The 24,383-nt window shown below is 44.1% G+C and carries 22 protein-coding genes, 8 tRNA genes and 1 pseudogene; 20 read left to right on the top strand and 11 right to left on the bottom strand.

Annotated features, from left to right (window positions below):
* The first annotated feature begins 160 nt into the window (after window positions 1–160).
* The 9 genes from ACYX4N_RS14060 (at window position 161) to ACYX4N_RS14100 (ending at window position 2,713) form a co-directional block, all read left to right on the top strand.
* Window positions 161–237 (top strand) — tRNA-Met (locus ACYX4N_RS14060).
* A gap of 35 nt (window positions 238–272) precedes the next feature.
* Window positions 273–357, top strand: a tRNA-Leu gene (locus ACYX4N_RS14065).
* A gap of 4 nt (window positions 358–361) precedes the next feature.
* Window positions 362–437: transfer RNA gene (locus tag ACYX4N_RS14070), tRNA-Gln, on the top strand.
* 35 nt (window positions 438–472) lie between these two features.
* A tRNA-Leu gene (locus tag ACYX4N_RS14075) sits at window positions 473–557 on the top strand.
* Between the two features lie 4 nt (window positions 558–561).
* Window positions 562–637: transfer RNA gene (locus ACYX4N_RS14080), tRNA-Gln, on the top strand.
* Between the two features lie 52 nt (window positions 638–689).
* Window positions 690–766: transfer RNA gene (locus ACYX4N_RS14085), tRNA-Met, on the top strand.
* Window positions 767–798: 32 nt separating this feature from the next.
* Window positions 799–883, top strand: a tRNA-Leu gene (locus ACYX4N_RS14090).
* A 4-nt stretch (window positions 884–887) separates the two neighbouring features.
* Window positions 888–963, top strand: a tRNA-Gln gene (locus ACYX4N_RS14095).
* 343 nt (window positions 964–1,306) lie between these two features.
* Window positions 1,307–2,713 (top strand): alanine/glycine:cation symporter family protein, encoded by a 1,407-nt coding sequence (locus ACYX4N_RS14100; RefSeq protein ID WP_476054470.1) that lies wholly within the window; start codon window positions 1,307–1,309, stop codon window positions 2,711–2,713.
* 182 nt (window positions 2,714–2,895) lie between these two features.
* Here ACYX4N_RS14100 and ACYX4N_RS14105 read toward each other — a convergent pair whose 3' ends face one another.
* On the bottom strand, window positions 2,896–3,552 hold the full coding sequence (locus ACYX4N_RS14105; RefSeq protein WP_476054471.1) for a cupin domain-containing protein: 657 nt from the start codon (window positions 3,550–3,552) through the stop codon (window positions 2,896–2,898).
* Window positions 3,553–3,602: 50 nt separating this feature from the next.
* Window positions 3,603–4,223, bottom strand: coding sequence for a flavin reductase family protein (locus ACYX4N_RS14110; RefSeq protein WP_476054472.1), 621 nt, complete (start codon window positions 4,221–4,223; stop codon window positions 3,603–3,605).
* A 93-nt stretch (window positions 4,224–4,316) separates the two neighbouring features.
* Between ACYX4N_RS14110 and ACYX4N_RS14115 the strand changes: the two genes are divergently transcribed.
* Window positions 4,317–4,901 carry an acyl-CoA thioesterase gene (locus ACYX4N_RS14115; RefSeq protein WP_476054473.1) on the top strand — a complete coding sequence of 195 codons (585 nt, stop codon included), beginning with the start codon at window positions 4,317–4,319 and terminating at the stop codon, window positions 4,899–4,901.
* Window positions 4,902–5,115: 214 nt separating this feature from the next.
* Here the strand turns inward: ACYX4N_RS14115 and ACYX4N_RS14120 are convergent, their stop codons facing one another.
* Both ACYX4N_RS14120 and ACYX4N_RS14125 read right to left on the bottom strand, forming a co-directional pair.
* Window positions 5,116–7,677: a TonB-dependent receptor plug domain-containing protein gene (locus tag ACYX4N_RS14120; protein WP_476054474.1), complete on the bottom strand. Its 2,562-nt coding sequence runs from the start codon at window positions 7,675–7,677 to the stop codon at window positions 5,116–5,118.
* A 502-nt stretch (window positions 7,678–8,179) separates the two neighbouring features.
* The gene (locus ACYX4N_RS14125; protein ID WP_474835263.1) at window positions 8,180–8,350 is read right to left on the bottom strand and encodes a hypothetical protein; all 171 of its coding nucleotides are present in this window, start codon (window positions 8,348–8,350) and stop codon (window positions 8,180–8,182) included.
* A gap of 184 nt (window positions 8,351–8,534) precedes the next feature.
* Here ACYX4N_RS14125 and ACYX4N_RS14130 point away from each other — a divergent pair, with 184 nt between their 5' ends.
* Window positions 8,535–8,717 (top strand): hypothetical protein, encoded by a 183-nt coding sequence (locus ACYX4N_RS14130; RefSeq protein WP_474835261.1) that lies wholly within the window; start codon window positions 8,535–8,537, stop codon window positions 8,715–8,717.
* Window positions 8,718–8,743: 26 nt separating this feature from the next.
* Window positions 8,744–9,205, top strand: a complete 462-nt coding sequence (locus ACYX4N_RS14135; protein ID WP_476054475.1) for a hypothetical protein — start codon at window positions 8,744–8,746, stop codon at window positions 9,203–9,205.
* A gap of 109 nt (window positions 9,206–9,314) precedes the next feature.
* On the opposite strand, the gene ACYX4N_RS14140 is transcribed toward ACYX4N_RS14135, so the two are convergent.
* A complete protein-coding gene (locus ACYX4N_RS14140; RefSeq protein WP_474855717.1) occupies window positions 9,315–9,866 on the bottom strand; it encodes a carboxymuconolactone decarboxylase family protein in 552 nt (183 codons plus the stop codon).
* Between the two features lie 152 nt (window positions 9,867–10,018).
* On the opposite strand from ACYX4N_RS14140, the gene ACYX4N_RS14145 reads away from it, so the two are divergent.
* Entirely contained in the window at window positions 10,019–10,609 is a 591-nt protein-coding gene (locus ACYX4N_RS14145) for a TetR/AcrR family transcriptional regulator (RefSeq protein ID WP_476054476.1), read from the top strand.
* Window positions 10,610–10,697: 88 nt separating this feature from the next.
* On the opposite strand, the gene ACYX4N_RS14150 is transcribed toward ACYX4N_RS14145, so the two are convergent.
* The 3 genes from ACYX4N_RS14150 to ACYX4N_RS14160 all read right to left on the bottom strand — a co-directional run bounded on the left by ACYX4N_RS14150 (window position 10,698) and on the right by ACYX4N_RS14160 (window position 12,640).
* Entirely contained in the window at window positions 10,698–11,180 is a 483-nt protein-coding gene (locus ACYX4N_RS14150; RefSeq protein ID WP_476054477.1) for a hypothetical protein, read from the bottom strand.
* A gap of 84 nt (window positions 11,181–11,264) precedes the next feature.
* On the bottom strand, window positions 11,265–11,441 hold the full coding sequence (locus tag ACYX4N_RS14155; protein ID WP_162889809.1) for a hypothetical protein: 177 nt from the start codon (window positions 11,439–11,441) through the stop codon (window positions 11,265–11,267).
* Window positions 11,441–12,640 carry an FAD-dependent monooxygenase gene (locus tag ACYX4N_RS14160; protein ID WP_476054478.1) on the bottom strand — a complete coding sequence of 400 codons (1,200 nt, stop codon included), beginning with the start codon at window positions 12,638–12,640 and terminating at the stop codon, window positions 11,441–11,443. The genes ACYX4N_RS14155 and ACYX4N_RS14160 overlap by 1 nt, the downstream gene beginning before the upstream one ends.
* A gap of 306 nt (window positions 12,641–12,946) precedes the next feature.
* On the opposite strand from ACYX4N_RS14160, the gene miaB reads away from it, so the two are divergent.
* From miaB to ACYX4N_RS14190, 6 genes and pseudogenes are all read left to right on the top strand, one after another.
* Window positions 12,947–14,380, top strand: coding sequence for a tRNA (N6-isopentenyl adenosine(37)-C2)-methylthiotransferase MiaB (miaB, locus tag ACYX4N_RS14165; RefSeq protein ID WP_474807655.1), 1,434 nt, complete (start codon window positions 12,947–12,949; stop codon window positions 14,378–14,380).
* 30 nt (window positions 14,381–14,410) lie between these two features.
* Window positions 14,411–15,499: pseudogene (locus ACYX4N_RS14170) on the top strand (PhoH family protein); the annotation flags it as partial.
* 95 nt (window positions 15,500–15,594) lie between these two features.
* Window positions 15,595–16,071, top strand: coding sequence for an rRNA maturation RNase YbeY (ybeY, locus tag ACYX4N_RS14175; protein ID WP_476054479.1), 477 nt, complete (start codon window positions 15,595–15,597; stop codon window positions 16,069–16,071).
* A 116-nt stretch (window positions 16,072–16,187) separates the two neighbouring features.
* Window positions 16,188–17,045, top strand: coding sequence for a CNNM family magnesium/cobalt transport protein CorC (corC, locus tag ACYX4N_RS14180; RefSeq protein ID WP_269916243.1), 858 nt, complete (start codon window positions 16,188–16,190; stop codon window positions 17,043–17,045).
* Between the two features lie 104 nt (window positions 17,046–17,149).
* On the top strand, window positions 17,150–18,655 hold the full coding sequence (gene lnt, locus ACYX4N_RS14185; RefSeq protein ID WP_476054480.1) for an apolipoprotein N-acyltransferase: 1,506 nt from the start codon (window positions 17,150–17,152) through the stop codon (window positions 18,653–18,655).
* 140 nt (window positions 18,656–18,795) lie between these two features.
* A complete protein-coding gene (locus ACYX4N_RS14190) occupies window positions 18,796–19,521 on the top strand; it encodes an NYN domain-containing protein (RefSeq protein ID WP_476054481.1) in 726 nt (241 codons plus the stop codon).
* Window positions 19,522–19,582: 61 nt separating this feature from the next.
* Here ACYX4N_RS14190 and pta read toward each other — a convergent pair whose 3' ends face one another.
* Entirely contained in the window at window positions 19,583–21,724 is a 2,142-nt protein-coding gene (gene pta / locus ACYX4N_RS14195) for a phosphate acetyltransferase (protein ID WP_476054482.1), read from the bottom strand.
* 51 nt (window positions 21,725–21,775) lie between these two features.
* The gene (locus ACYX4N_RS14200) at window positions 21,776–22,957 is read right to left on the bottom strand and encodes an acetate kinase (RefSeq protein WP_476054483.1); all 1,182 of its coding nucleotides are present in this window, start codon (window positions 22,955–22,957) and stop codon (window positions 21,776–21,778) included.
* A gap of 389 nt (window positions 22,958–23,346) precedes the next feature.
* On the opposite strand from ACYX4N_RS14200, the gene ACYX4N_RS14205 reads away from it, so the two are divergent.
* A complete protein-coding gene (locus ACYX4N_RS14205) occupies window positions 23,347–23,796 on the top strand; it encodes an Hsp20 family protein (RefSeq protein WP_474855699.1) in 450 nt (149 codons plus the stop codon).
* Window positions 23,797–23,905: 109 nt separating this feature from the next.
* On the opposite strand, the gene ACYX4N_RS14210 is transcribed toward ACYX4N_RS14205, so the two are convergent.
* Entirely contained in the window at window positions 23,906–24,313 is a 408-nt protein-coding gene (locus ACYX4N_RS14210; protein WP_476054484.1) for a DUF3224 domain-containing protein, read from the bottom strand.
* Between the last annotated feature and the right edge of the window lie 70 nt (window positions 24,314–24,383).

A 24,383-nucleotide genomic window follows, 5' to 3' on the forward strand; every position in this document is an offset into this window, starting at 1 on the left:
ATCCCTTGCAAGTTGTTCAAATTCACGGCTTTTTGTGCGTATTTCGCCCTAATGCGCACACTTAATGAGCATTTAAAAAAAGTTAGTAAAAAAGGGGTTGACGGTTGCCAGTCATATACGCATAATACGCGCCACTTCCTGAGAGGGAAGAGAATAGCAAGGCTACGTAGCTCAGTTGGTTAGAGCACATCACTCATAATGATGGGGTCGCAAGTTCGAATCTCGCCGTAGCCACCAATTCTCTGTTAATTCTTTTAGGAAAGTCTAGCTGCGCGGAAGTGGTGGAATTGGTAGACACGCTGGATTTAGGTTCCAGTGCTTCACGGCGTGAGAGTTCAAGTCTCTCCTTCCGCACCACGACTGGGGTATAGCCAAGTTGGTAAGGCAGCGGGTTTTGATCCCGCCATTCATAGGTTCGAGTCCTGTTACCCCAGCCATTCTTTTTTGAATGACTATTATAGCTAGCGTCTACGCGGAAGTGGTGGAATTGGTAGACACGCTGGATTTAGGTTCCAGTGCTTCACGGCGTGAGAGTTCAAGTCTCTCCTTCCGCACCACGACTGGGGTATAGCCAAGTTGGTAAGGCAGCGGGTTTTGATCCCGCCATTCATAGGTTCGAGTCCTGTTACCCCAGCCAAATTCTTGAGAAGCCGCTCATCGAGCGGCTTTTTATTGAAGATAAAAGTTTAGGCTACGTAGCTCAGTTGGTTAGAGCACATCACTCATAATGATGGGGTCGCAAGTTCGAATCTCGCCGTAGCCACCAACTTTTACATTCCTTAATTGGAAGTCTACATTGCGGAAGTGGTGGAATTGGTAGACACGCTGGATTTAGGTTCCAGTGCTTCACGGCGTGAGAGTTCAAGTCTCTCCTTCCGCACCAAAATTGGGGTATAGCCAAGTTGGTAAGGCAGCGGGTTTTGATCCCGCCATTCATAGGTTCGAGTCCTGTTACCCCAGCCATATTCTTGAAGAAGCCGCTCTATTGAGCGGTTTTTTTGTTTGTGCTTACCCCTTCTAAAAAGTGCTGATCGATTTTAGTTAAAAACTCTACGCCCTTTCCCTTCTAAATGAATAAATTTGCTATATGCGAGCATAAAACGTCATAGTTTCAGTACGTTTTCATTGTCCAATCATTTAACTGTCGTGCTAGTATTAGTTCTTTATCGATATAGCTCGGCTTATCCTAAGGTTTAGCAAATATATGTTTGCTTAAACTGAAGCGTTTGTTCTGACAACGCACCTGTCATGTTCAGTTCATCTTTACACGCCGAGCAGCTATTAAAACAATAACGAAGGAAAGTGCGTGATAAACGAATTCGTTTCATTAGTTAACAATATTCTGTGGGGAGACGGCCAAGTACTCATTATCATGCTTCTGGCATGTGGTATTTGGTTTACCGTAAAACTAGGCGGTGTACAGCTTAGACATTTCGGTCATATGTTCAGCTTGCTTAAAGGCAGTAACACCTCTACTAAAGACGGGATCAGTTCATTCCAAGCTTTATGTACCAGTTTATCTGCCCGCGTAGGTACGGGTAACTTAGCTGGCGTTGCGGTTGCTATATCACTAGGTGGCGCTGGCGCAATTTTTTGGATGTGGATGATTGCCCTTCTTGGTATGGCCACCGGCTTTGCTGAAAGCGTTTTGGGCCAGCTTTACAAAGTGCGTGACGAAAACGGCGAGTTCCGTGGCGGCCCAGCCTACTACATTAAGCAGGGTTTGAATAAAACTTGGTTAGCTGTCGCTTTCTCGCTGTGTTTGTTCTTTGGCTACGGTTTTGTTTTCAGTGCCGTACAAGCTAACACTATTACCGATGCATTAAACAATGCGTACTCTTTCCCTACTGAATATGTTGGCCTAGCCATTATAGCCCTAGCAGCTTTAATTGTAGTGGGAGGGCTTAAAAGCATCGCCCGCTTTGCCGAGTTTGTGGTTCCCTTCATGGGGATTGGCTACGTGCTAGTGGCGCTTGCCATTACCTTCATTAATATTTCCGAACTGCCGGCTATGCTGATTGATATCGTAAAATCTGCGTTTGGTTTACAAGAAGCTGGCGCTGGCGCACTAGGTGCTGCCATTAAAAATGGAATTCAGCGTGGTCTTTATTCAAATGAAGCGGGTAGCGGCTCGGTACCACACGCAGCAGCAAGTGCTGTTCCAAACCCTAATCACCCGGTTTCTCAAGGTTACATTCAGATGCTCGGTGTTTTCTTAGATACACTAATACTGTGTACGTCTACTGCCTTTATCATTCTACTTGCTGGCGGTTCAAGCTCTGATCAAATGGAAGGCATACGCCTAACCCAAGACGCCATGAGCAGTCATCTAGGCGAAGGTGGTACCGACTTCGTGGCAGCCGCCATCAGCTTATTTGCATTTACATCTGTAGTAGCAAACTACGCCTATGGCGAAAGTAACCTGCACATGTTCAAGCTAGATAACAAAGTAGGCCGTGCAGTCTACACCATTGGCTACTTAGGCATGATCTACTGGGGCGCACAGGCAGCGCTACCTCAGGTATGGGCAATGGCCGATATGGCGTTAGGTTTAATGACGGTAATCAACATCATCGCTATTGTATGGATGACCCCTACCATTGTTTCTATCAGCAAAGACTACTTTAAGAAAAAAGACACTGGCGCAAACATGGAATACAAAGCGGGTGACTGTGAAATACAGGGTAAGTCAGAAGATGGTATTTGGGATTAAGCCTTTCGTTTATTGAGAGGCGGCAATCACTAAATAACGATTAAAAAGTCGGTTTTGGCACGAAAGGCTAACCTCGCGTTAGCCTTTCTCGTATCTAGCGTTTAATTACCTCAAACAGGTTACCTGTACGGTATCCACTTAAAAAACCAAACACTTAAGTTTAGAAACGAAGCGATAACAATTTACAAAGCTACCGGCAAATGCCCTGTCTTAACCCAAATTATTGTTTCTTCATCAACGTAAGGATGATGCTTACTCATATGCGGGCTTCTTATCCATGTACCTTTGGGGTATTCACCATGCTCGTCTTTAAACGTCCCCGACAGTACAAAAATTTCTTCACCACCGAAATGCTTGTGGGGCTTAAACACCTCGCCAACTGGCCACTTAACCAGCGCTACGTGTTCATGCTCAAAGTTGTGAAGCGGCATCACTTCTAAACCGCCCTGCCCTTGCAGCCATTGAGCAGTATTAGTGTTCACTCTAACTTCAGCCAAATCGCGCTTATCGAATTGATTCAGTTTAACCAAGATCACACAGCCTTCTTTACTAAACGGGCTGTGTTTGCTGTCTGGTGGATTGCGCAGATAAGTGCCTGCAGGGTAGTCTCCATGCTCATCGGAAAATACGCCTTCAAGCACTAGAATTTCTTCTCCGTACGGATGGCTATGCTGTTTGAAGCTAGCGCCAGGCTCGTATTTCACCACGCTGGTTGTATGGCCAGACTCTTTTGCTTCACGCTCTAACGGCTTACGCCAAACCGTGGAAGATGGCGACGGCTGCCACTCTTGCTTTTGTGTATTAATAGCTAAGCGTTCATCAAAGTTCATATTTAACATTTAGGTCACCGATTGGTATTGGCGCGTTGTCGCTACTTTCTTCAAGACCGTTACTCAGGTCTTAGCATTTCAAAAAAGTCATCTTGGGATATAGTGTAGTAATCACCTCGTCCGCCGCCACGACTCACTGGCGCACTTTTCAGCGTGCTGTAAACACCGTTTTCAATTAGCGACTTATCAATGTGTACGCCCACGACTTCGCCCATAATGAACCAACTATTTACTTCATCGCCGGTGGCTGACTTAAGCTGTACCACATCGGTAAGCTTACACTCCATGCTCACCTTACTGGTTTTCACGCGAGGAACCTGCACTATTTCGCTTTCTACGGTTTGAAGTCCAGCGTGGTCGAACTCGCTTGCCTCAGGTGCTAAAGGCTTGCTTGTTTTATTCATCGCATCAACCAAATCTTCCGATACCAAGTTCCAACAAAACTCGCCTGTTTCCTGCACGTTTATCAATGAGTCCTTCTTACTGCCTACTACAGAAAAGCCGATAATTGGCGGCGTATAATTAAGGGCATTGAAAAAACTGTAAGGGGCAAGGTTTAGCACACCCGCTTTTGATTTTGTAGAAATCCACCCTATGGGGCGCGGGGCAATAATCGCGTTAAAGGGGTCGTGAGCTAATCCATGACCTTCTTTTGGTTGATAAAAATGCGTTTGTGACAAAACCATTCCTTAAAAAGTGTGTTAGTGTAAAAACTAGCGTTGATATAGCTACGCTCCCCGCCGTTTTCAAGATTAATAACAATAAGGGTGTTTATGACTGCACGAAGTGTCGCATTTTCGAGAACAAGACTTACTGAATTAATGGTACCGTCATTCGCTAACTTTGGCGGTAAGGTGCATGGTGGCGTTATCTTATCTTTAATGGATAAAGTTGCGTACGCGTGTGCAAGTAAGCATGCAGGCGCCTACTGCGTTACAGTAACAGTCGACGGCGTTGAGTTTTTACAGCCCGTTGAGGTTGGTGACCTTCTTCACCTAGATGCTACTGTGCATTATGTAGGGAACACATCGTTAGTTGTGGGGATAAAGGTAACCACTGAAAACATAAAAACGAACGAGGTTAAGCATACTAACAATAGCTTCTTCACCATGGTAGCCAAAGATGAAAGCGGTAAACCTGTGGCCGTTCCTGAACTTGAGCTGTCCACACATTATGAAATGCGCAACTTTGTCACTGCTATCCGCCGCAGTAAAATCCGTAAAGAGGCGCAGGTAAAGCTTCAACGCGACTACGACGCTTTCATTCCTCAAGAAGACTTTGCGCTTCTCGATGCGCATAGATGCACCGTTACTTTTGACCGGGATGATGTGCCTGCAAAACAAAACGCCGAAGATTAGAGGGTAAATGTGAAAGTTAAGGGCTTATAGCAGTACCGCAACTCGCAATTAATTTTTACTATGTTGCACTGACAGTCAATCGCGTCTTAACCCGCAAATAAAAAGCCCCTTAAGGTTGTATAACTAACCTTAGGGGGCTTTCACATTAACTACTCTAGTATTTCTACGTTTATCCTAAGCGCTCAATTAAAAGCACTTAGTTAAAGGCACTTGATTAAAAACGATACGCAACTTTTCCGTAAACAAAGCGGCCGGTAAAACCGTACGGCGAGAAGCCTGAGTAAGAAAACAGACGAGAGAAAGTCGTTACTTCATCAACCAGGTCTCGCGTTGGCTCTGGGTATACATCAAAGATGTTATTAGCACCTACAGAAACCGTTAGCCCATCGGTTAATGCAACGCGAACATCCAAGTCTGTGATCCATTCCGAAGGTAGAATTTCATTGCGCGCTTCAATTGAAGAAGGGTCTTCAACTTCACCATAACGGGTAGTGCGTAACGTGGTTGTGTAACGGTCGTAATTCCATGTAACACCTAAGTTCAGCTTGCTGTCTGGTGACGCTGTTTCAAAGCGACGAAGCTCAACATCACTGAACAGATTGTCTTGATCGAAGCCAGCGTTTTGCAGTACGTCAGGAGCATCTAAAATGTCGGTCACTTCGTTGTCGTTAAAGTTCATTCCGGCATTAAAGTTAAACGCTCCATAGTCAGATGTATTCAAGGTGTAAGTAGATACAATGTCTACACCTTCTGTACGCGAATTGATAGCGTTTAAGAAGAAGCGTGCACGATTTGCCCCAGTGCCTTCTAGCAAGGCTTCAATTGCTTCACCCGAAAGGTTGTTAGACAGCACAATACGATCATCAATATCAATGCGGTAAAAGTCTACGGTTAAGTTGAAGTCCGCTGTGGGCGAGTAGGTAAAACCTGCACTGTAGTTATTCGACTCTTCTGCATCTAAGCCCGGGCTACCAAGCGCTTGTGCAACCTCACTTGATGGTGCAAAGGTGCCAGTTTCAGTTGGCTCGCCATCAACAAATACGGTGGCAATAGAGGTAAAATACTGCTGCTGAAGAGACGGCGCTCTGAAGCCTGTTGATACCGACGCACGAAGAGCAAATGCATCACTGACCGTTACACGGTGCGACATTTTCCAGTTAAAGGTGCTGCCAAAATCAGAATAATCTTCATAGCGTCCTGCCACTGCAACATTCCAGTTCTCAACAACATCAGCTTCTACATCAACGTAAAAGCTGTAGTTGTGACGACTGTTATCACCTGCTGATTCTGGAGTGAAGCCAGGGAATACTTGTGCGCCAGCTGCGCCAAATGGCCCGTCTATTGGGTCGGTTACCGCTCCACCAGGACCAAAGGTACCTTGAATGTAAGAGTTTTCTTCACCCGCTGTGATATCGTAACCTTCGTGGCGGTATTCTGCTCCCATTGCGAAATTCATCTCGCTATAAAACAAGCCAGTATCCACCAATCGAGACGCGTCTGCGTTAATGATAGTGGTATCGTACTCTAGCGTACCGGCATCAAACTCAGTTTGGCTTGTTGGGCCCAGTGACGTATTTAGTGTGTTTACTACACCGTATTCTAGCTCGTTCCCACCGTGCGTTAACGATAGGTCGTAATTCCAGACATCCCCATAACCTTTAATTCCAGCTATAAATGACATATCCGTAATGTCGGTTTGGATGGCTGGTAAAAATCCGTCAGGATAAATATCAACAATGTTACGCGAGTCTTGAGCTCGGCGATAAAAGCCACTGCCAAGAGAGTCTCGCGTGCTATAACCTGCTGTAGTGTAAAACTCAATGCTATCGGTTAGCGCTTTACCCGCATTGATGAAAAGGGCGTAGTCTTCTACTTCACCATTACCGTAAACGTGGTTGTAGCGATTAACCGTAAGTTCACGCGGATCTAAATTACCCTCAGCATCGCGGGCGTAGTTTTCTCGTTGATCGTAGTCTGCACGATTCGCTTGGCCGCGGTCGCGATATTCAGCAGAAACGTTTACAAAGCCATCGTCACCCCACTCAAAGCCCACGTTACCGCGAAGGGTAAAGGTTTGACCGTCGGTTACCTCTCGGTCACTGCCTTCTTCAAAAGCTAAATTACCATCAGCGCCAATACTTACCCCTTCAAGGTTAGGTACACCGTCCATAGTCGTTACATTAGCACCGTAAGTCGCCGATACTTCGCCACCTTCAGCGGCGTCTTTTAATACAATATTGATAACGCCAGCGATAGCGTCTGAACCGTATTGCGCCGCAGCACCGTCACGCAATACTTCAATTCGTTTGATAGCGTTAGCAGGAATAGCGTTTAAATCTACTGCCGACGAGCCTCGCCCTACCGATCCATTAAGATTAAGCAGCGCTGAAGTATGACGGCGTTTCCCATTTACCAATACCAGGGTATGGTCAGGTGCTAAGCCTCGCAGCTGGGCTGGTCGCACGTGATCTGTACCATCGGTAACAGAGGGTTGAGGAAAGTTAAAGCTTGGCAGCAACTGATTCAAAATCATATTGGTTTCAGTTAAGCCCGTCGCTTCTATCGAAGAAGCATCGATGATATCGATAGGAACGGGAGAGTCATTGATAGTACGGCCTACACGGCGAGAACCTACGATTTGAATTTGTTCAACATCCTGCTCATCAACTGTAGTTTGCTCTTGTGCCAGTGTTGAAGTGGAAAAGTGCATTCCTGCTATTGCAGAAGCAATTAAGGAAAGCTTAAAAACAGAAGCGTTAAATTTAGCCTGTTGCATTGTGATGTTCCTGAATTTTATATGTGTTTACTGCTTTGAAAACTATGCTTTTTACTCTATCGAGTAGAAAAAAGACCTACAGATACATTTTCTTTTTCTGTTGTTGGGGTACTGCTAAACATCGAGTTGTCTGAAAAGACTTATAATTATTAGAAGTGATAAGCAAAGATGCCTAGCGGTGAGTAAATCACAAAAATATTCTCCCACACAATACTAAAGTTGTAATAATTTAGAAATATCGATAACAGGCGGAGTTTACGGGACTAAAACGTGAAGCTATTGATCTATCTAATGTAAATACAAAAAAAGGTGGCATTGGCCACCTTTTCAAAGCAGTACGCTACACGTTACGCTTTTTTTAGCTTTTTCTTTAGCTTTTTTAGTTTGCTTTCTTGCTTAGCAATTTTTGCTTTAGCTACTTTCATCTCTTTTTTGATTTCTTTTTTCTTAGCCATTTTTATATCCTTAGTTTCTTCTGTAGTGTATTGCTGATTATCAGCATTTATTCTTCATTGTGTTCTTCAATGAATTCACGAATAAAGCGCCTTACTTCACGAGCCGCAGACGTATCCAAAGAATCGCAAAGCGCAATAAATTGCGCTCTTTCTTCGTCATTAATTCGAATAATCATCTGACTATTCTTTTTCTTCTTTTTATTGTTTTTTTCAGACATCTCGACCGCTTTCATAGGTAAGAAGCACCAATTCGAATCATAAATGTATATTCAATGTATATACATTTCAAGGTAAATAATGAACTTTTCTTGATTTTTTTCATAAAAAAGTCACATAAACGTCACATGAGTGACTTGAGTATTAGACAAAGTTGTTCCGTCAACGCAACAAATTGAGAAGTATATGACACAGGCACAATCAACAACTCACCTATCTTGTTTCATTGAAGCTATTGCACTTGCCAAGCACACAAAATGTGCATCACGAGATGACTTAAAAGCCCTGCTTCAACAAAAAGGTTATGAAGAAATAGTTGCTCTTAATACTGCTGAAGAGCTTGAGCCGCAGCTACCAATCGCTTCATAAATCAGCTGGTTAAAATGGCCCGTTTCATGCCCCATGGTGAAGTATATGTTCACCGGGAAGATCGCATACTCATTCTCGAAGGACATGGCCCTTGGAATATTGAAGCGCTTCAACACTCAACCGACAAAGCTAAGTCGATATTGGAAGAGCTAAGAGGCGCCCCATGGGGAGTCATGGCGAGCATTTATGGTGAACCCATACATGTGCCTGATGCAGAGGCACACCTTATTGAGCTTGTAAAAAAAGATATAGAAAACGGTAGAGTAGGCACGGCGCTTATTGTTGAAAAGTCAAACTCGCCCAGTTTCGCCACGCAACATTTCAGCAGTATTTACGAGCGAGCTGGAGATAACGTTGAAGTGTTTAACGACACAGATGCAGCTAAACGTTGGCTAATTAAGACCATTCAGCTAGCGCAGTCAAACTTGGAAAAAACCAGTGAAGAAAAATGTCATGCTTTCTGCGATTCTAATTTATGTATTTTTTAGTGCGGGATTGCTGGCCGTTTTAAGATGCTTGCGCTTGTACAAGTAACGACCAGCACAATAATCAGTGGAGAAACAAAAGCGGAGCCTTTGTTTCTCTGAAATGGATTTCTTATTTAGGTGACCATTCGAATTGCTTGAACGGCTCATCAACCGGTGTTTCGGCTAAGTGGTTTGTATAGTTACTCATCACTTTTTGCGCCAAAATAAGAATAATTTCAAGTAGTTGCTGGTGCTTGTAGCCAGCACTGTAAAACGCATCTAGCTGCGCACTATCAACATTGCCTCGTCCGCGAGTTACGGCAAGTACGGTCTCTTTTAGCGTATTCAATTTGCTATCAGACAGTGTTTCATCGTTGCGTAGCTCTTCAATTAAGTCATCACTTACTTTCATGCTTTTAGCAATGCCGGTATGCGCTGGTACACAGTAATGACATGCGTGTTCTACGTTTACTGCCTGCCAAACTACTGTTAGTTCTTCTGCGTTAAACGACGTTTCTTGCGCTAGCTTGTGTAGTACTTGATAACCTTCAAGCAACGTTGGCGCTTCTGCCATTACAGCGTGCAAGTTAGGCAGCATGCCGAATGCGCTAACCGAGTTATCAATTAGTGGCTTTGCCGCTTCTGGCGCTGTCTCTTTTGTATGTAATTTAAAATCGCTCATATCACTCTCCTATTGATGTGACTAGAAATTAAAGTAACCCTTTTGGTTACCCTTACCTCTTTAGTGTGGGATCAATAATATGTTTACTTGAACGAACGTTCAAGCGATAATTGAACACATGTTCAAAATATTCACGTATAAGGTATGCAGCTATGAAATATGATCACGATGACATTATTGAAAAAGCCACTACACTTTTTTGGCAACGAGGCTTTCAAGCTGCGGGTATGCGCGATATTCAGCAAGCGTTAGATATGCGCCCCGGCAGTATCTACGCTCGCTTTCAAAGTAAAGAAGGTTTATTCAAGCTTGTTGTTGAACAGTATGCGCAAAATAGCGCAGCGCGGTTAAAGCAAGTAGCACAGGCCGAATCGCCTTTAAATGCGCTTTATAGCTTTTTTGAAACGGCACTAACTGGCCCTGATGAACAGCGCTACATGCGCCAGTGCTTGCTAGTAAAGTCTATTGCAGAACTAGATATCATTGGTGATGTGGCAAAAAAAGCAGTACTTGAGAGCATGCAAACCCTTAAGGCTGGTTTCAGAGATATTATAGAAGCCTGTATCGAGAAAGGTGAGCTGCCCGAACATACACCAACGAAACTGGCCGCAGAGTGGCTTCAAAATCAGTTCGTGGGTTTACGAGCTTTTGCGCTTATGCAAGATGAAAACACAGCAACTATTGAGATGATTGACAAAGTAATAATCGATTTAAAAGGGCAATGGCCTCAACAAACACATTGAAGTGAATGCCTGCTGAAAGGGGCTGAAAAAGGCTGAAACTGCGCATTTTCATAATAAGTGCTTTAAAAGCAGTTGCATAGAATATGGCTTAATTAAATAAACGACCCGGAATGACTCTCTTTATCCAAGCGAAAAAGTTATTTTCGCTTGCTTTTGAATCAAATTGGGTCCGCTTTATTTCAACCCACTGTTCTTGGTCATCAATTACTTTACTATCGACAAAGGGGACGTATAACTGGTCACCTTCAAAGTGGGTTCTAAACTCTAAGTAAAAGTCGCCTTTCAGCTCCTCAAGTAAGGCATCAGACTCCCCCAAACCGTCGGGAAGATAATAATAAAAATGAGTAAGAACAAGCCTTCCTTCAACACTCAGCTGGTAACTGCCTGTATAGCCATCCCAACAGGCAGACATCACCTCAACCTTTTCGGGGTCAGGTTTACTCTTCAACTGATAAAAATGTTTTTCGCCTTCTTCTGATGGGTGCCCTTGCCAAATATAGTAGAGGCTATAGCCTTTTAAACTCACTAACGGACATTGATTAGAGAACCCTTGCGAGAATTGTACGGTCATTCCTTTGAACCTTTTTAATTATGAATAGAGTTAGCTTAAGCAAATGCCAAGATTTTGTGACTTTACAAACCTAAGCAAAAGCTTTTAGGAGAACAGCAAACGCAATAATTGCGCAACAAGCAAAATCCCCATTAAAGGCCAAATCCACTTTGCCCATTTGGCCGCGTCTTCATTACTGATACGCATCTTAGAGCGCTCAATTAGCGGTATAATTAATGCCAATGCACCGAACAATACAGCCAGTAAAATTAATACTTCCATTATCGTAACCCTATCGCATATTTAAGCACTTGTTGTTTAGCAGGCTCGATGCGCTGCGCCACAGAAAGCAGCTGGTTTCTTACCCATTTAATGGGGGCAATATCGTTACTAAACAAGGTATAGAACCCATCCATTGCGCTCATCATTACCAAGTTATCTCGCTTTCGTGGCCTTTCATAGTCGTTGGTGAGCATTTGCAAAAATCGTTTATCCGTAAGCGAAATTTCACCAGTGCTGTGGTTGGAATTAACCTTAGCGGTAACAGATAAGAACGCCTCAATATCTTTAAAACCTAAGTTCACACCCTGCCCCGCCAATGGGTTAATGGTGTGCGCTGCATCGCCAATTAGCACACAGCAGCCTTTAACATAGTGATTAGCATGAGAACGGGTAAGCGGAAAAACTGCTTTATCTACAACAGAAAAGCTGTTGTCATTTTTAGTGAGTTCATCAGGAAACGTTTTAAGGATTTCACTTTCAAGTTGGCTCGCTTTTAAACTTTTTATACGTTTTAGTTCGTCAGGCGAGTCGTACCACACAAGCGAGGCATAATTGTCGAACATAGGCAAAAACGCTTTTGGGCCGCTTGAGGTAAATTGCTGCCAAGTAACGGGTTCAACGGGTTTATTCATTTTGATTGTTATACCCATTGCCTGTTGGGCATACTGCCAACCGGTGGTGCCAATACCGGCCGCCTTTCTTACCTGAGAGTTTGCACCATCGGCACCAATAAGCCACTTAGCCTCTATCGTTTTGCCACTAGATAGTTTAACGGTAGCAGTATTGGCTAACTGAATGTCTTGCACTGTGTGGCCACTAATAAGCTCTACATTCTCATACTGTTTTAGTGCTTCGTGGCAACCTAGTTGCAACAATCGGTTTTCTACAAAGAAACCCAGCTGAGGCATGTCGATACTTTGTGCGGTAAAATCTGTTCGATGAGACGGATGGTCCCATACACTTAAACCAGTGTAGGGTTTAACGCGCATGGCAGCAATATGGTCCCACGCTCCCAATGCTTTTAATAGGGTAACCGACGCCTCGCTTATAGCTGAGACCCGCAAGTCCGGGCCATTTTCAGCTTTATATGTTGTAGGTAAATAAGGCTCGATTACCGCTACTTTAAACTGCTGTTGGGCCAGACCTAGGGCGAGTGCTGCCCCCACCATACCACCGCCATTTATACAAAAATCGACCATTTACTCTCCTTAAAACACGCACTTGCATTATGTCTTAAAACACAAAGCGCTGTGAAGTAAAACGTACAACAGGCTTGGCTTAGATCAATTCTTCATGAATCGTCGTAAGACACTGGGAATATGCCTGCATAACAGGTAAAATATGCGGCTATTTTGAACATCTTCCTGTAACTGACATTTCCGATGCATTTTGCATGGGCGCTTTCAACGCCCTATGCAGAATAACATTCTGGCAGACACCTTAGCTAAACCAAGGTGATACTGCATTTACTTACAGGAACACTAACAGGTTATCGAATAGTTGTTATGACTAAAAAGCTGTATATCAAAACCTGGGGCTGCCAAATGAACGAGTACGACTCGGAAAAAATGGCAGACTTACTAGACTCAACGCATGGCTTTAGCGCTGCACAAAGTGCTGAAGAAGCCGATGTTATCTTGCTTAACACCTGCTCTATTCGCGAAAAAGCGCAAGAGAAGGTTTTCCATCAACTTGGTCGCTGGAAGACGTTAAAGCAAGACAAACCTGAACTTATTATTGGTGTAGGCGGCTGTGTGGCCTCTCAAGAAGGTGACACCATACGACAGCGTGCGCCGTTCGTAGACTTGGTATTCGGCCCTCAAACGCTGCACCGTTTGCCTGAAATGATCAACGAACTTCAAGGCGGCGCAAAGTCAGTGATTGACGTCAGCTTCCCAGAAATTGAAAAGTTCGATCGCCTGCCTGAGCCACGTGCTGAAGGCCCCACGGCATTCGTTTCAATTATGGAAGGCTGTTCAAAATACTGTACGTTCTGCGTAGTACCTTACACCCGTGGTGAAGAAGTAAGCCGCCCTGTTGACGATGTGCTACTTGAAATTGCACAGCTTGCAGGTCAAGGCGTACGTGAAGTAAATCTTCTAGGTCAAAACGTTAACGCGTATCGCGGTGACAATTACGACGGCACAATTTGTCGTTTCTCTGAGTTACTAGAGCTAGTAGCTGCTATCGATGGCATCGACCGTATTCGTTACACCACCTCACACCCGGTTGAGTTTACTGACGATATCATTGAAGCATACGCGTCTATCCCTGAGTTAGTAGACCACCTGCACTTGCCTGTTCAAAGCGGTTCTGACCGTATTTTGAACCTGATGAAGCGTGGCCATACGGCAATTGAATATAAGTCGAAAATGCGTAAGCTGAAAAAAATTCGCCCTAACATTAGCTTGTCGAGCGACTTCATCATTGGTTTCCCTGGCGAGACCGATGCCGACTTTGAAGCTACCATGGATTTGATTCAGGCTGTGGATTACGACCTTAGCTTCAGCTTTATTTACAGTGCCCGCCCAGGTACACCTGCTGCCGATGCAGTAGATGATGTAAGTGAAGAAACTAAGAAGCAACGTCTTCACTTACTACAGCAGCGTATTACGCAGCAAGCCCTTCGTATTGCGCGTCACATGGTTGGCACTGAGCAACGAATTTTGGTTGAAGGCCCGTCTAAGAAAAACCCAATGGAGCTTTCTGGACGTACTGAAAACAATCGCGTAGTAAACTTTGAAGGCACACCAGATATGATTGGTGAATTCGTTGATGTAAACATCACTGACGTATTTACCAACTCACTACGTGGTGAAGTTGTGCGCAGAGAAAGTGAAATGGGCTTGCGTGTTGCAGTTTCGCCCCAATCTATCATGGCAAAGCATCAGGCAGATTTGCCTAATGAGCTTGGCGTGGGTCAATTTAACCCAGCCTAAAAACAATTTTATAGCGAGGAAAAGAGTAGCTTGAGTACATTGGTTAGTAACGAATTTGATTTAGAACCGGCAGATAGCAAACGTTTGTCGAGTTTATGTGGCCCCTTTGATGACAACATTAAACAAATTGAGCGTAGGCTGGGAGTAGAAATTACTTACCGAAATAACGCGTTCAAGGTGTTGGGTGAACCGCAGCAAATAAAAAGTGCTAGCGAATTACTTAAGCTTCTTTATATAGAGACACAACCTGTTAAAGGTCGTATTCCTGAGCTAGAAGCAGAGCAAGTTCATCTTGCCATTCAAGAAGCCCGCGTTATTGAAAAAGACGCAACGGGTGGTTATGGCAAAGAGATCAATATTAAAACTAAGCGCGGTGTTATAAAGCCGCGTAACCCTAACCAAGCGCAGTATGTGGCAAACATTGTTAACCACGATATTGCTTTTGGTATTGGGCCTGCCGGAACAGGTAAAACTTACCTTGCTGTTGCCGCTGCTGTCGATGCGCTTGAGCGCCAAGAAATTCGCCGAATCTTGCTTACCCGCCCCGCGGTTGAAGCAGGTGAAAAGCTTGGTTTCTTGCCTGGCGATCTTTCGCAAAAAGTAGACCCTTACTTGCGACCGCTTTACGACGCACTATTTGAAATGCTTGGCTTCGAGAAAGTTGAAAAGCTTATGGAGCGTAATGTTATTGAAGTTGCACCATTAGCCTACATGCGTGGTCGTACGCTAAACGACGCCTTTATCATTTTGGATGAAAGCCAGAACACTACGGTAGAGCAAATGAAAATGTTCTTAACCCGTATTGGCTTTAATTCGAAAGCGGTGATTACTGGTGATATCACACAGGTAGACTTACCTCGCGGTGCCAAATCAGGCCTTCGCCACGCCATCGAGGTATTAAGCGAAGTAAATGACATTTCTTTCAACTTCTTCCATGCTGAAGATGTGGTTCGCCACCCTGTGGTTGCGCGCATTGTAAGAGCTTACGAAGTGCATGACGCTGAGCAAGAGCGTATTCGAAAAGCGAAAAAAGAAGAAGCGTTGCGTGTTCAGCGTGAACAATCAGCGCGCAGCCTTGAGCCTAGTACTGACAATAGCCTTGAGCCAACTAGTAATAACAGCCCTGAGCTAACTGACGGTAACAGCCCTGAGCCAACTGCTGAAAATAGCCCTGAGCAATCAAACGACGCTCAAACCAAAGATGACAGTCCATCGTGACAGCCATTATTGATGTACAACAAGCGTTTGAAGGTGACGAGACTATCTTATCTGCCATTCCGTCACCTTCAGAACTTGAGCTTTGGGCTAATGCTGTGCTCAAGTATGAAGGGTTGAGCGGGCAAGAAGTCACCATTCGCTTTACCGACGAAGCAGAGAGCCAAAGCCTCAACCATGAATACCGAGGCAAAGATAAACCGACAAACGTGCTATCGTTTCCCTTCGAAGCGCCCCCCGGCATTGAGATCAACTTATTAGGCGACTTAGTTATTTGTGCCCCTGTTATTAGCCGTGAAGCTGAAGAGCAGCAAAAGAAAGTGAGCGATCACTACACGCACATGACGGTTCACGGGCTATTGCATTTAATGGGTTATGACCATATCGACGATGTAGATGCCGAGGAAATGGAAAGCAAAGAAATTGATATTCTAGCTAGCCTTGGTATAGATAACCCTTATGAAGTCAACGATTAACAAATAACCATAACCATTTGTTATATAAGTAAATTAACACTTAATAACAATAAAACATTGACGACCAGCACGAACCATTTTAACGTTGGCGTTGACCTAACAATTAAACGGACATTATGAGCGACGATAATCCTCACTCTACCAACGGCTCATCAGGCAAGAGTTGGTTAGATAAACTAAAAAATTCGATTTCTGGCGAGCCGAAAAGTAAAGAAGAGTTAGTATCGGTTATTACTGATGCTGAACAAAACGACATCATAGACCCACAAACCCGCGAAATGATTGAAGGGGTAATTGGGGTAAATGAAATGCGAGTGAGGGATATCATGATCCCTCGCGCTCAAATGACCACCATAGATGTAGAGCAAAAGGTAGAAGAATTTCTACCGGTGATGCTTGAATCTGCCCACTCACGTTTTCCTGTTATAAGTGAAGATAAAGACCATATCGAAGGTATTTTGCTTGCAAAAGACCTGCTTTCCTTTGCCTTCAATGCAGAAAAAGAATTTAACCTTCGCGACATTCTTCGCCCAGCGGTTATCGTTCCAGAGAGTAAACGAGTAGACGTTCTTCTTAAAGAGTTCCGTCAGCAGCGCTATCACATGGCCATTGTTGTAGACGAATACGGCGGTGTATCTGGCTTGGTGACTATCGAAGATATTCTAGAGATTATCGTGGGTGAAATTGAAGATGAGTACGATACCGAAGAAGACGGTACCGATGATATTCGCCCATTAAATAAATCGACATACTCGGTTAAAGCGTTAACCCCAGTGGATGACTTTAACGAGTTTTTTGAAACCAAATTTAGCGAAGAAGAAGCCGATACCATTGGTGGTATTGTGCTTAAAGCGTTTGGTCATATGCCTGAAACCAATGATGAAATCACCATTGGAGATGTTCAGTTTAAAGTGACTAACTCTGATAAGCGCCGACTTATTCAACTTAAGGTTTCAGTGCCTTCATTGGAATAGAGACGTCGTCACAATAACGTTTATTTCAGCACAGGGTAGCGCGAATTTTTAAGCGCTTACCCCAGTGTAAAACAAAACCTATCAACCACCATCAGATGACTTCTATGCTGAAACGGTTTATCCCCCATTTTCTTCTTGTGTTAAGCGGCGCAAGTTTAACGCTGGCTTTTGCCCCATTTAATATGTGGCTTTTAACTATACCTGCCCTCGCACTTGCTATACGTCAAGTTATCAAGCTGAAACATCAACCGTTTATAGCTGGGTGGTTATTTGGTGCAGGCTGGTTTGGCGCTGGTATAAGCTGGGTACACGTAAGTATCGCCGACTTTGGTGGGCTACCTCTTATCGGCTCCATTGCCTTAATGGCATTACTTTGTGGATATTTGGCGCTATACCCAGCGCTTGCCACCAAATTCACCGCCAAGTATTTCTCTCCCCAATTGTGGCCCATGGCACTGCCTTTTTTCTGGGTTGTGGCCGAGTGGTTGCGAAGCTGGATGCTAAGTGGCTTTCCGTGGTTATCTTTAGGCTATAGCCAGCTAGAAAGTCCACTGACTGGTTTTGCGCCTATTATTGGGGAAACGGGTATAAGCGCGCTTATCGTTATTAGCGCTACCCTATTTGCACTGATTCACAATAAGCGAACTTTCGCCAACGCAGTGCTGGTTGCACTATGCTTGTTTACCAGTGGCTATCTGCTTAAACAGCATACCTGGGTTACTCCAAGTAAAACTTATTCTGTAGGCATGGCGCAGGGCAACATTGCCCAAAGCTTGCGATGGGTGCCGGAGCAAGATGGCCCTACAATGGACTCCTATTGGAAGCTAACCGAAAGCTTATGGGATAACGACCTAATTATTTGGCCAGAAGCGGCCGTTCCCAAGCTTGAGCCTTTAGCCCAACCTTATCTTGCCAAAGTTAACGAAAGAGCATTTAAAGAAAACACCGCGCTTATTACCGGCATAGTAAATTATAACTGGGAAACTGACGAGGCGTGGAATAACCTCATCGTGCTTGGTAAACGAACGCCGGATGCTACTTACCCTGACTATCAATATTTTCACAACAACCGGTTTTCCAAGCACCACCTATTACCTGTAGGAGAGTTTGTGCCTTTTGAAGACTGGCTTCGCCCCCTGGCCCCTCTATTCGACTTGCCTATGTCGTCATTCTCTCGTGGTGATTATCAGCAGGCTAATCTTGAAGCCAATGGCATTCACCTAGCACCTGCTATCTGTTTTGAAATTGCGTTTCCTCATCAAGTTATGGCAAACGTATATGAAGATACAGACATGATCATTACAGTAAGTAACGATGCGTGGTTTGGACATTCTCACGGCCCCGCTCAGCATTTGCAGATTGCGCAAATGCGTGCTCTAGAGTTGGGGCGCCCTGTAGTTAGGGCAACAAATAACGGTATTACGGCCTTTATAGACCACAAAGGCGAAGTGACAGCCCGCCTACCTCAATTCATGGCCGGTAATATTTCAGCGCCAGTTGTGGCAACTCGCGGTTTTACACCATACTACCACCTGCAAGAGTTAGGCGTTTGGCTGTTTGTCATTGCACTAATTGCTATTGCCATAGTACTTAAAAGATCGAAACACTAATGTAGCTTTCCTGTGACAACTTTTACTCTGAAGGAAAGGTGAAAGGCTAAAATTTCTGTTGGCTACGTTAGGATTGATAAATCGCAGTAATATTATAAATACAGGGTTATACGAATAAGTTTAGTAGCAAGGAGGCACACTTGAGAGACAAAGAGAAAATTGCAGTTTTTATTGATGCTGATAATGCACCTGCTCAGAAAATAGATAAAGTTCTTTCTGAGTTGGCACGCTATGGTGTAGTCAATATTAGAAAGGCATATGGAAACTGGAAAAATCAGAATTTAAAGCCGTGGGAAGATGTTCTTCACGAGTTTGCAATTCAACCCATCCAACAATTTGATCTCACGAAAGGCAAAAATGCGACAGACATGGCACTAGTCATTGATGTCATGGATGTATTATATACAAAAGATATAGACGTTATTTGCCTTGTATCGTCAGATTGTGACTTCACTCCACTTGTAACCCGTACATTAGCCGATGGAAAGTTTGTAATAGGATTTGGCGAGAGAAAAGCACCTTTGGCTTTTGTTAATAGTTGCTCTCGCTTCCTTTATTTGGACAAAGAAAGTGAGAAAGAACTTCCTATTCAAAAAGATACGAAGAATATCAAAAGCGACACTAGGTTAATGAACCTGTTGAGACAAGCAGTTGAAGCTGTGGAAGATGATGAAGGTTGGGCTATGTTAGGCCCAATTGGAACACACATTTCAAACCATGCATCCTTCGATCAACGCAATTATGGATTTAAAAAGCTGAGTGATTTATTTCAAGCCATAGATCTTTTTGAAATGAAGAAAACGAATGGTTCTGTGTTGTGGGTTAGAGACAAGAAAAAAGCAAAGCAAATTGGTAAGTTGAAATGAGCAGCGTCTGGATACAAGACGCTGCGTAAACCAATACCTTCGATCGAACTCCAACTATATATTAATTGTTACCCGCAGCCTGAATAGCAGTAAGTGCAATCGTAAATACAATATCGTCCACCAACGCACCGCGGCTTAAATCGTTAACTGGCTTTCTCATACCTTGCAGCATAGGGCCAATACAGACTAAGTCGAAGCTACGCTGTACCGCTTTATAAGTGGTATTACCCGTGTTTAGGTCTGGGAAAACAAACACGTTTGCTTTACCGGCAACCGGGCTGTTTGGAGCTTTGCTTCTACCTACACTTTCTATCGCCGCAGCATCGTACTGAAGCGGACCGTCGATAAGTAAATCAGGGCGTAGTTCTTGCGCAATTTTAGTTGCCTCACGCACTTTCTCTACATCGCTACCCGCACCTGAAGAACCGGTACTGTAGCTGATCATAGCTACACGTGGTTCAATGCCAAACATTTGCGCCGATTCCGCAGACTGTATAGCTATGTCGGCTAGTTGCTGAGCATTGGGATCAGGGTTAATGGCACAGTCGCCGTAAACCAAAACTTGGTCAGGCAGAAGCATGAAAAACACTGACGATACAAGTGATGCATTTTCCGCCGTTTTAATAAGCTGTAGTGCCGGACGAATTGTATTAGCCGTTGTATTGACCGCACCAGAGACTAGGCCATCCACATCGTCTTGCTGAAGCATCATCGTGCCTAAGGTCACGTTATCTTCTAATAATTCTCTAGCGACCACTTCAGTAACGCCTTTATGACCACGCAGTGCCACTAAACCTTCAACATAGTGATCTTTTATCTCACTAGGAGAAACAATTTCTACGCCATCACTCAGCACCACACCTTGCTGCTCTGCTACTCGGCGAATTTCTGTTTCATCACCAATAAGCACAGGTCGTGCTAAACCACGTTTTGCACAGATTGATGCAGCCACCACGGTTCTAGGCTCATTACCTTCTGGCAGTACAACACGCTTGTTAACCTGTCTTGCACGGTTAGTAAGGTAGAAACGGAACGCCGATGGAGACAGCTTCTTCTGGCGAGAAACTTTTTGCGTTAGTGAGTTAACCCAGCTGGCATCTAAGCTTTCCGCTGTATGCACCATCACTTTTTCAATACGCTGGCTATCATCAACCGGTACTTCTTGATTGAATGCGTGAAGCGCTTGGGCTGTTTGCCATGTATTAGAGTTTACAAGCATGACAGGCAGGCCTGTTTCCATGGCTTGGCTGCACAACGCCATGATATTTTCATCGGGCTGGTAGCCACCTGTAAGTAATAGCGCGCCCAGCTTAGTGCCGTTTAGCGCAGCCAAACAGCAAGACACAAATACATCACCGCGATCGCCTGACATCACAAGTAACGCGCCCGGCTTTAAGGTATGCGTCATATTGTGAATCTCGCGCGCGCAGAAAGTAACGCTGCTTAATCTGCGTTCTGCCAACTCGCCTTCGTTGAGCAAGGTTGCGTTGAGGTGCTTTGCCACATCGGTAGCGCGAGGAGACACTAAGTCTGCGCTCCAATCAACCGTACCAAGAAGGCTTAAACCCTTTTTGAAAATAGGCAAGTCACGTAATGCCTGCGTACGCTCTTCGTCGTGCTCTGGCGCTTCTATTGCACCAATATCAGCGCGAAGGCGACCATGTTCATCAAAAGGCGCATTAACCTTGTTAAAGATACAGCCAACCACTTTTTGACTTTTATGACCGCCATAGGTGTCTACAACGATTTCAAGGCGATGATTAATATCTGTTGTCGACTCGTTGCCAGGCACGGCCACAAAAACAATATCGGCATCAAGAGCACGGCTGATTTCAAGATTTAAACGCTCCGCGTAGGGGTGATGACGCGTGGTCACTAGCCCTTCTATCACGGTTACCGCTTCTTGAACGCTCTTTTCTTCAAATCGTTCAATAATTTCTTCTAACAGCTCATCAGTATTGTCTGTACTGATCATGCGCTCAACGTACTCAAGTTCGAACGGTTCGATTGGTGATACGCTAGCATGATGGGCAATAATTGCCGTAGAACGCTCTTCTCCATTGTCGCCCTTTCTAGGCTGCGCCACCGGCTTGAAAAAATTAAGCTTAATACCTTGTTCTTCTATTGCGCGAACAAGACCCATGCTGACCGTAGTTAGGCCCACACTCGTGCCCACGGGGATCAACATAATTCTGCGAGACATAGTTACTCCTGCTATTGCCAACGTCCGAGCGCTGGCTTTGCTAGTTTGAATTTACGCGAAGGTCGCAGCTTCAGCTGCAATTACCCATTCTTCATTAGTAGGTACGACATAAACAGAGGTTGATGCTGTATCAGTAGATATTTTTCCACCTTGCCCAAATCGCGCATCAGTATTTCTCTGCTCATCAAGGCTAATACCAAAGTGAGTGAAATATCCCATTGTGGTCTCTCGAATTAGCGATGAGTTTTCTCCAATACCGCCCGTAAAGACAATGGCATCTAACGTTGGCACAGCTACCATGTAGCCCGCTATGTATTTAGCCAAGCGATAGCAGAAAATTTCAATTGCCAACAGTGCACCTTCATGACCTTCTAGCGCTGCATCCTCAAGGGTTCTGCAGTCGTTGCTCAGCTCTGAAATACCTAGCAGTCCTGACTGTTTGTTTAACAGATCACTAATTTCGTCTGCGGTTTTACCAAGCTTTTTCTGTAGCGTACCCGGCAAGCTAGGATCTAAATCACCACAGCGCGTGCCCATAACTAAGCCTTCTAAAGGAATGAAACCAAGGCTGGTGTCTACCGCCTGCCCTTTTTCGATAGCTGACACGCTACAGCCATTGCCTAAATGCGCACTGATTATGCTTGTGTCTGAAACTGGTTTTTCAAGAATTTTCGCCATGCTATCAAGAATGAATTTATGGCTGGTTCCGTGGAAGCCATAACGTCTAATGCCATGCTCACGATAAAGCGACATCGGCAAAGCATAGATAAAGGCTTTTTTAGGAAGTGTTTGAAAAAATGAAGTATCGAATACAACGACATGAGGCAAATCTGGATACGCAGCTTGAGCAGTCACAATGCCTTTTAGATTAGCCATATTGTGAAGCGGTGCCATGCTCGCATAATCTTCGATTGCTTCGAGCACGCTATCATCTACAAGGGCTGCACCTTTAAACTTTTCGCCGCCGTGTACGACACGGTGACCAATGGCAATAGGCTGCACGCCTGTGCTTGCAATAATTTTAGAGATAGCGTTAAGCGCCTCGGTATGCCCTGCTTTTGCTGGCAATGCCTGCTTCTCTTTTTTACCGTTTAGCTTAAAAGATAAACTTGCATCACTATTGCCTAACGCTTCAGCAATACCAGAGAGACCCGCTTCACCAGTATCAGCGTCGATAATGGCAAACTTTACTGAAGAGCTGCCACAGTTTAAAACAATAACTTCTTTTTTCATTTTCGTAATTTCAATTAAAGTGGTAAGACATTCTGTTTAACCAATTGTAGCATTTCTAAACAATTAGAGGGGTTAAACAAATGCTAAATGTTTTATAAAAATTATCGCATACACCTATTTTATATAGGGTTTTAAGGCAAACTTTTGCTAACTTACGGCGTCCCACTCTTATTCAGAATAATTTCACCCTTATAAAAGTCACTAAATTTCAGTGGCTTATAAATTAATTTCGATTATTTTCTAAAAAAATCAACTTTTTTTCTTGAAAAGTGTTTGGGCGATTCCTATATATGATTTGTCGGCGCTGAACAGTCAGGTCGACGAAACCGCCGCCGCAGAGTCGGGGCATTTAAATTTTAAACATATTGCTTAATTTTGAGGATATGACTATGCGTACTATCGATCTATCTCCACTTTACCGTTCATTCATTGGTTCTGATCACCTAGCATCTCTTATTGATGCGGCATCTCGTGCAGAGAAGCAAAGCACCTATCCGCCGTATAACATCGAACTGCTTGGTGATGACAAGTACAGAGTAACAATGGCGATTGCAGGTTTTAGTAAAGACGATGTATCAATTCAGGTTGAAGAGAATACATTAACTATTACTGGAACCAAGAAAACGGAAGCGGAAAACAAAGAAAGTAACGAACGTAAGTTCTTACATAAAGGCATCTCAGAGCGTAACTTTGAGCGTAAATTCCAGCTCGGCGATCATGTGAAAGTGTTGGCTGCAGATATGGAAAATGGTCTATTACACATCGATATGGAGCGAGTCATACCTGAAGCCAAGAAGCCTCGCCAAATAGAAATTGGTTCTCGTTTACTTGAGAGTTAATAAATAGTCTCTTGGTTTGTTTCCCAACTTTTAGCGGCGCCTTACGGCGCCGTTTTTTTGCTTTTATAAGCTGCAGATAAGCCTATTGCTAGCTTATTCTGTTTTAGCTTCAACCATTAACAGTTTCGACATCGTTTACTTCAAGCGTGTAATCAGCTTTACCTGACTCGCCAGACTTAAAGCTGCCTTGTAAGGCCTTGCCCGTGAGTTCTCCGGTTGCAGAATCTTTGATAGATTCGAAATCGCTACTAGCAACACCGTTTTCAAACTTGCCTTTATGCTGAAAAGTAACCGTACCACGCAACCCGTTTATCACACCGACAAAAGTTTCAAAACCCGTAAATTGAGCTGACATTGGCGATTGATAAGACATCAAAAACTCAACGTTAGACTCGCCACTCATATCACCTGAATAGACCTGTTTGATACTGGCCTGAGATACCTTAATTCCCTCTGCTCTTTCACTCAGCGTGTCTTCGTCCCATTGCGTAATGGAGAAGCTTCCTTCAATCGTCATGAATATCTCTTTTATATTAGCGTTATAGTAGATTTACCTACCCTAACCTCTTATGCAGAAAAAAGACAGC

The sequence above is a fragment of the Alteromonas sp. ABH4_452 genome (genome assembly GCF_056311825.1).

Coding starts and splice junctions, on each gene's coding strand:
- ACYX4N_RS14130 (WP_474835261.1), top strand. CDS start 8,535: ATGACACAGGCACAATCAACAACTCACCTATCTTGTTTCATTGAAGCT.
- ACYX4N_RS14210 (WP_476054484.1), bottom strand. CDS start 24,313: ATGACGATTGAAGGAAGCTTCTCCATTACGCAATGGGACGAAGACACG.
- ACYX4N_RS14105 (WP_476054471.1), bottom strand. CDS start 3,552: ATGTTAAATATGAACTTTGATGAACGCTTAGCTATTAATACACAAAAG.
- ACYX4N_RS14145 (WP_476054476.1), top strand. CDS start 10,019: ATGAAATATGATCACGATGACATTATTGAAAAAGCCACTACACTTTTT.
- ACYX4N_RS14120 (WP_476054474.1), bottom strand. CDS start 7,677: ATGCAACAGGCTAAATTTAACGCTTCTGTTTTTAAGCTTTCCTTAATT.
- pta (WP_476054482.1), bottom strand. CDS start 21,724: ATGTCTCGCAGAATTATGTTGATCCCCGTGGGCACGAGTGTGGGCCTA.
- ACYX4N_RS14125 (WP_474835263.1), bottom strand. CDS start 8,350: ATGTCTGAAAAAAACAATAAAAAGAAGAAAAAGAATAGTCAGATGATT.
- ACYX4N_RS14200 (WP_476054483.1), bottom strand. CDS start 22,957: ATGAAAAAAGAAGTTATTGTTTTAAACTGTGGCAGCTCTTCAGTAAAG.
- ACYX4N_RS14115 (WP_476054473.1), top strand. CDS start 4,317: ATGACTGCACGAAGTGTCGCATTTTCGAGAACAAGACTTACTGAATTA.
- ACYX4N_RS14140 (WP_474855717.1), bottom strand. CDS start 9,866: ATGAGCGATTTTAAATTACATACAAAAGAGACAGCGCCAGAAGCGGCA.
- miaB (WP_474807655.1), top strand. CDS start 12,947: ATGACTAAAAAGCTGTATATCAAAACCTGGGGCTGCCAAATGAACGAG.
- ACYX4N_RS14155 (WP_162889809.1), bottom strand. CDS start 11,441: ATGGAAGTATTAATTTTACTGGCTGTATTGTTCGGTGCATTGGCATTA.
- ACYX4N_RS14135 (WP_476054475.1), top strand. CDS start 8,744: ATGCCCCATGGTGAAGTATATGTTCACCGGGAAGATCGCATACTCATT.
- ACYX4N_RS14150 (WP_476054477.1), bottom strand. CDS start 11,180: ATGACCGTACAATTCTCGCAAGGGTTCTCTAATCAATGTCCGTTAGTG.
- lnt (WP_476054480.1), top strand. CDS start 17,150: ATGCTGAAACGGTTTATCCCCCATTTTCTTCTTGTGTTAAGCGGCGCA.
- corC (WP_269916243.1), top strand. CDS start 16,188: ATGAGCGACGATAATCCTCACTCTACCAACGGCTCATCAGGCAAGAGT.
- ACYX4N_RS14160 (WP_476054478.1), bottom strand. CDS start 12,640: ATGGTCGATTTTTGTATAAATGGCGGTGGTATGGTGGGGGCAGCACTC.
- ACYX4N_RS14205 (WP_474855699.1), top strand. CDS start 23,347: ATGCGTACTATCGATCTATCTCCACTTTACCGTTCATTCATTGGTTCT.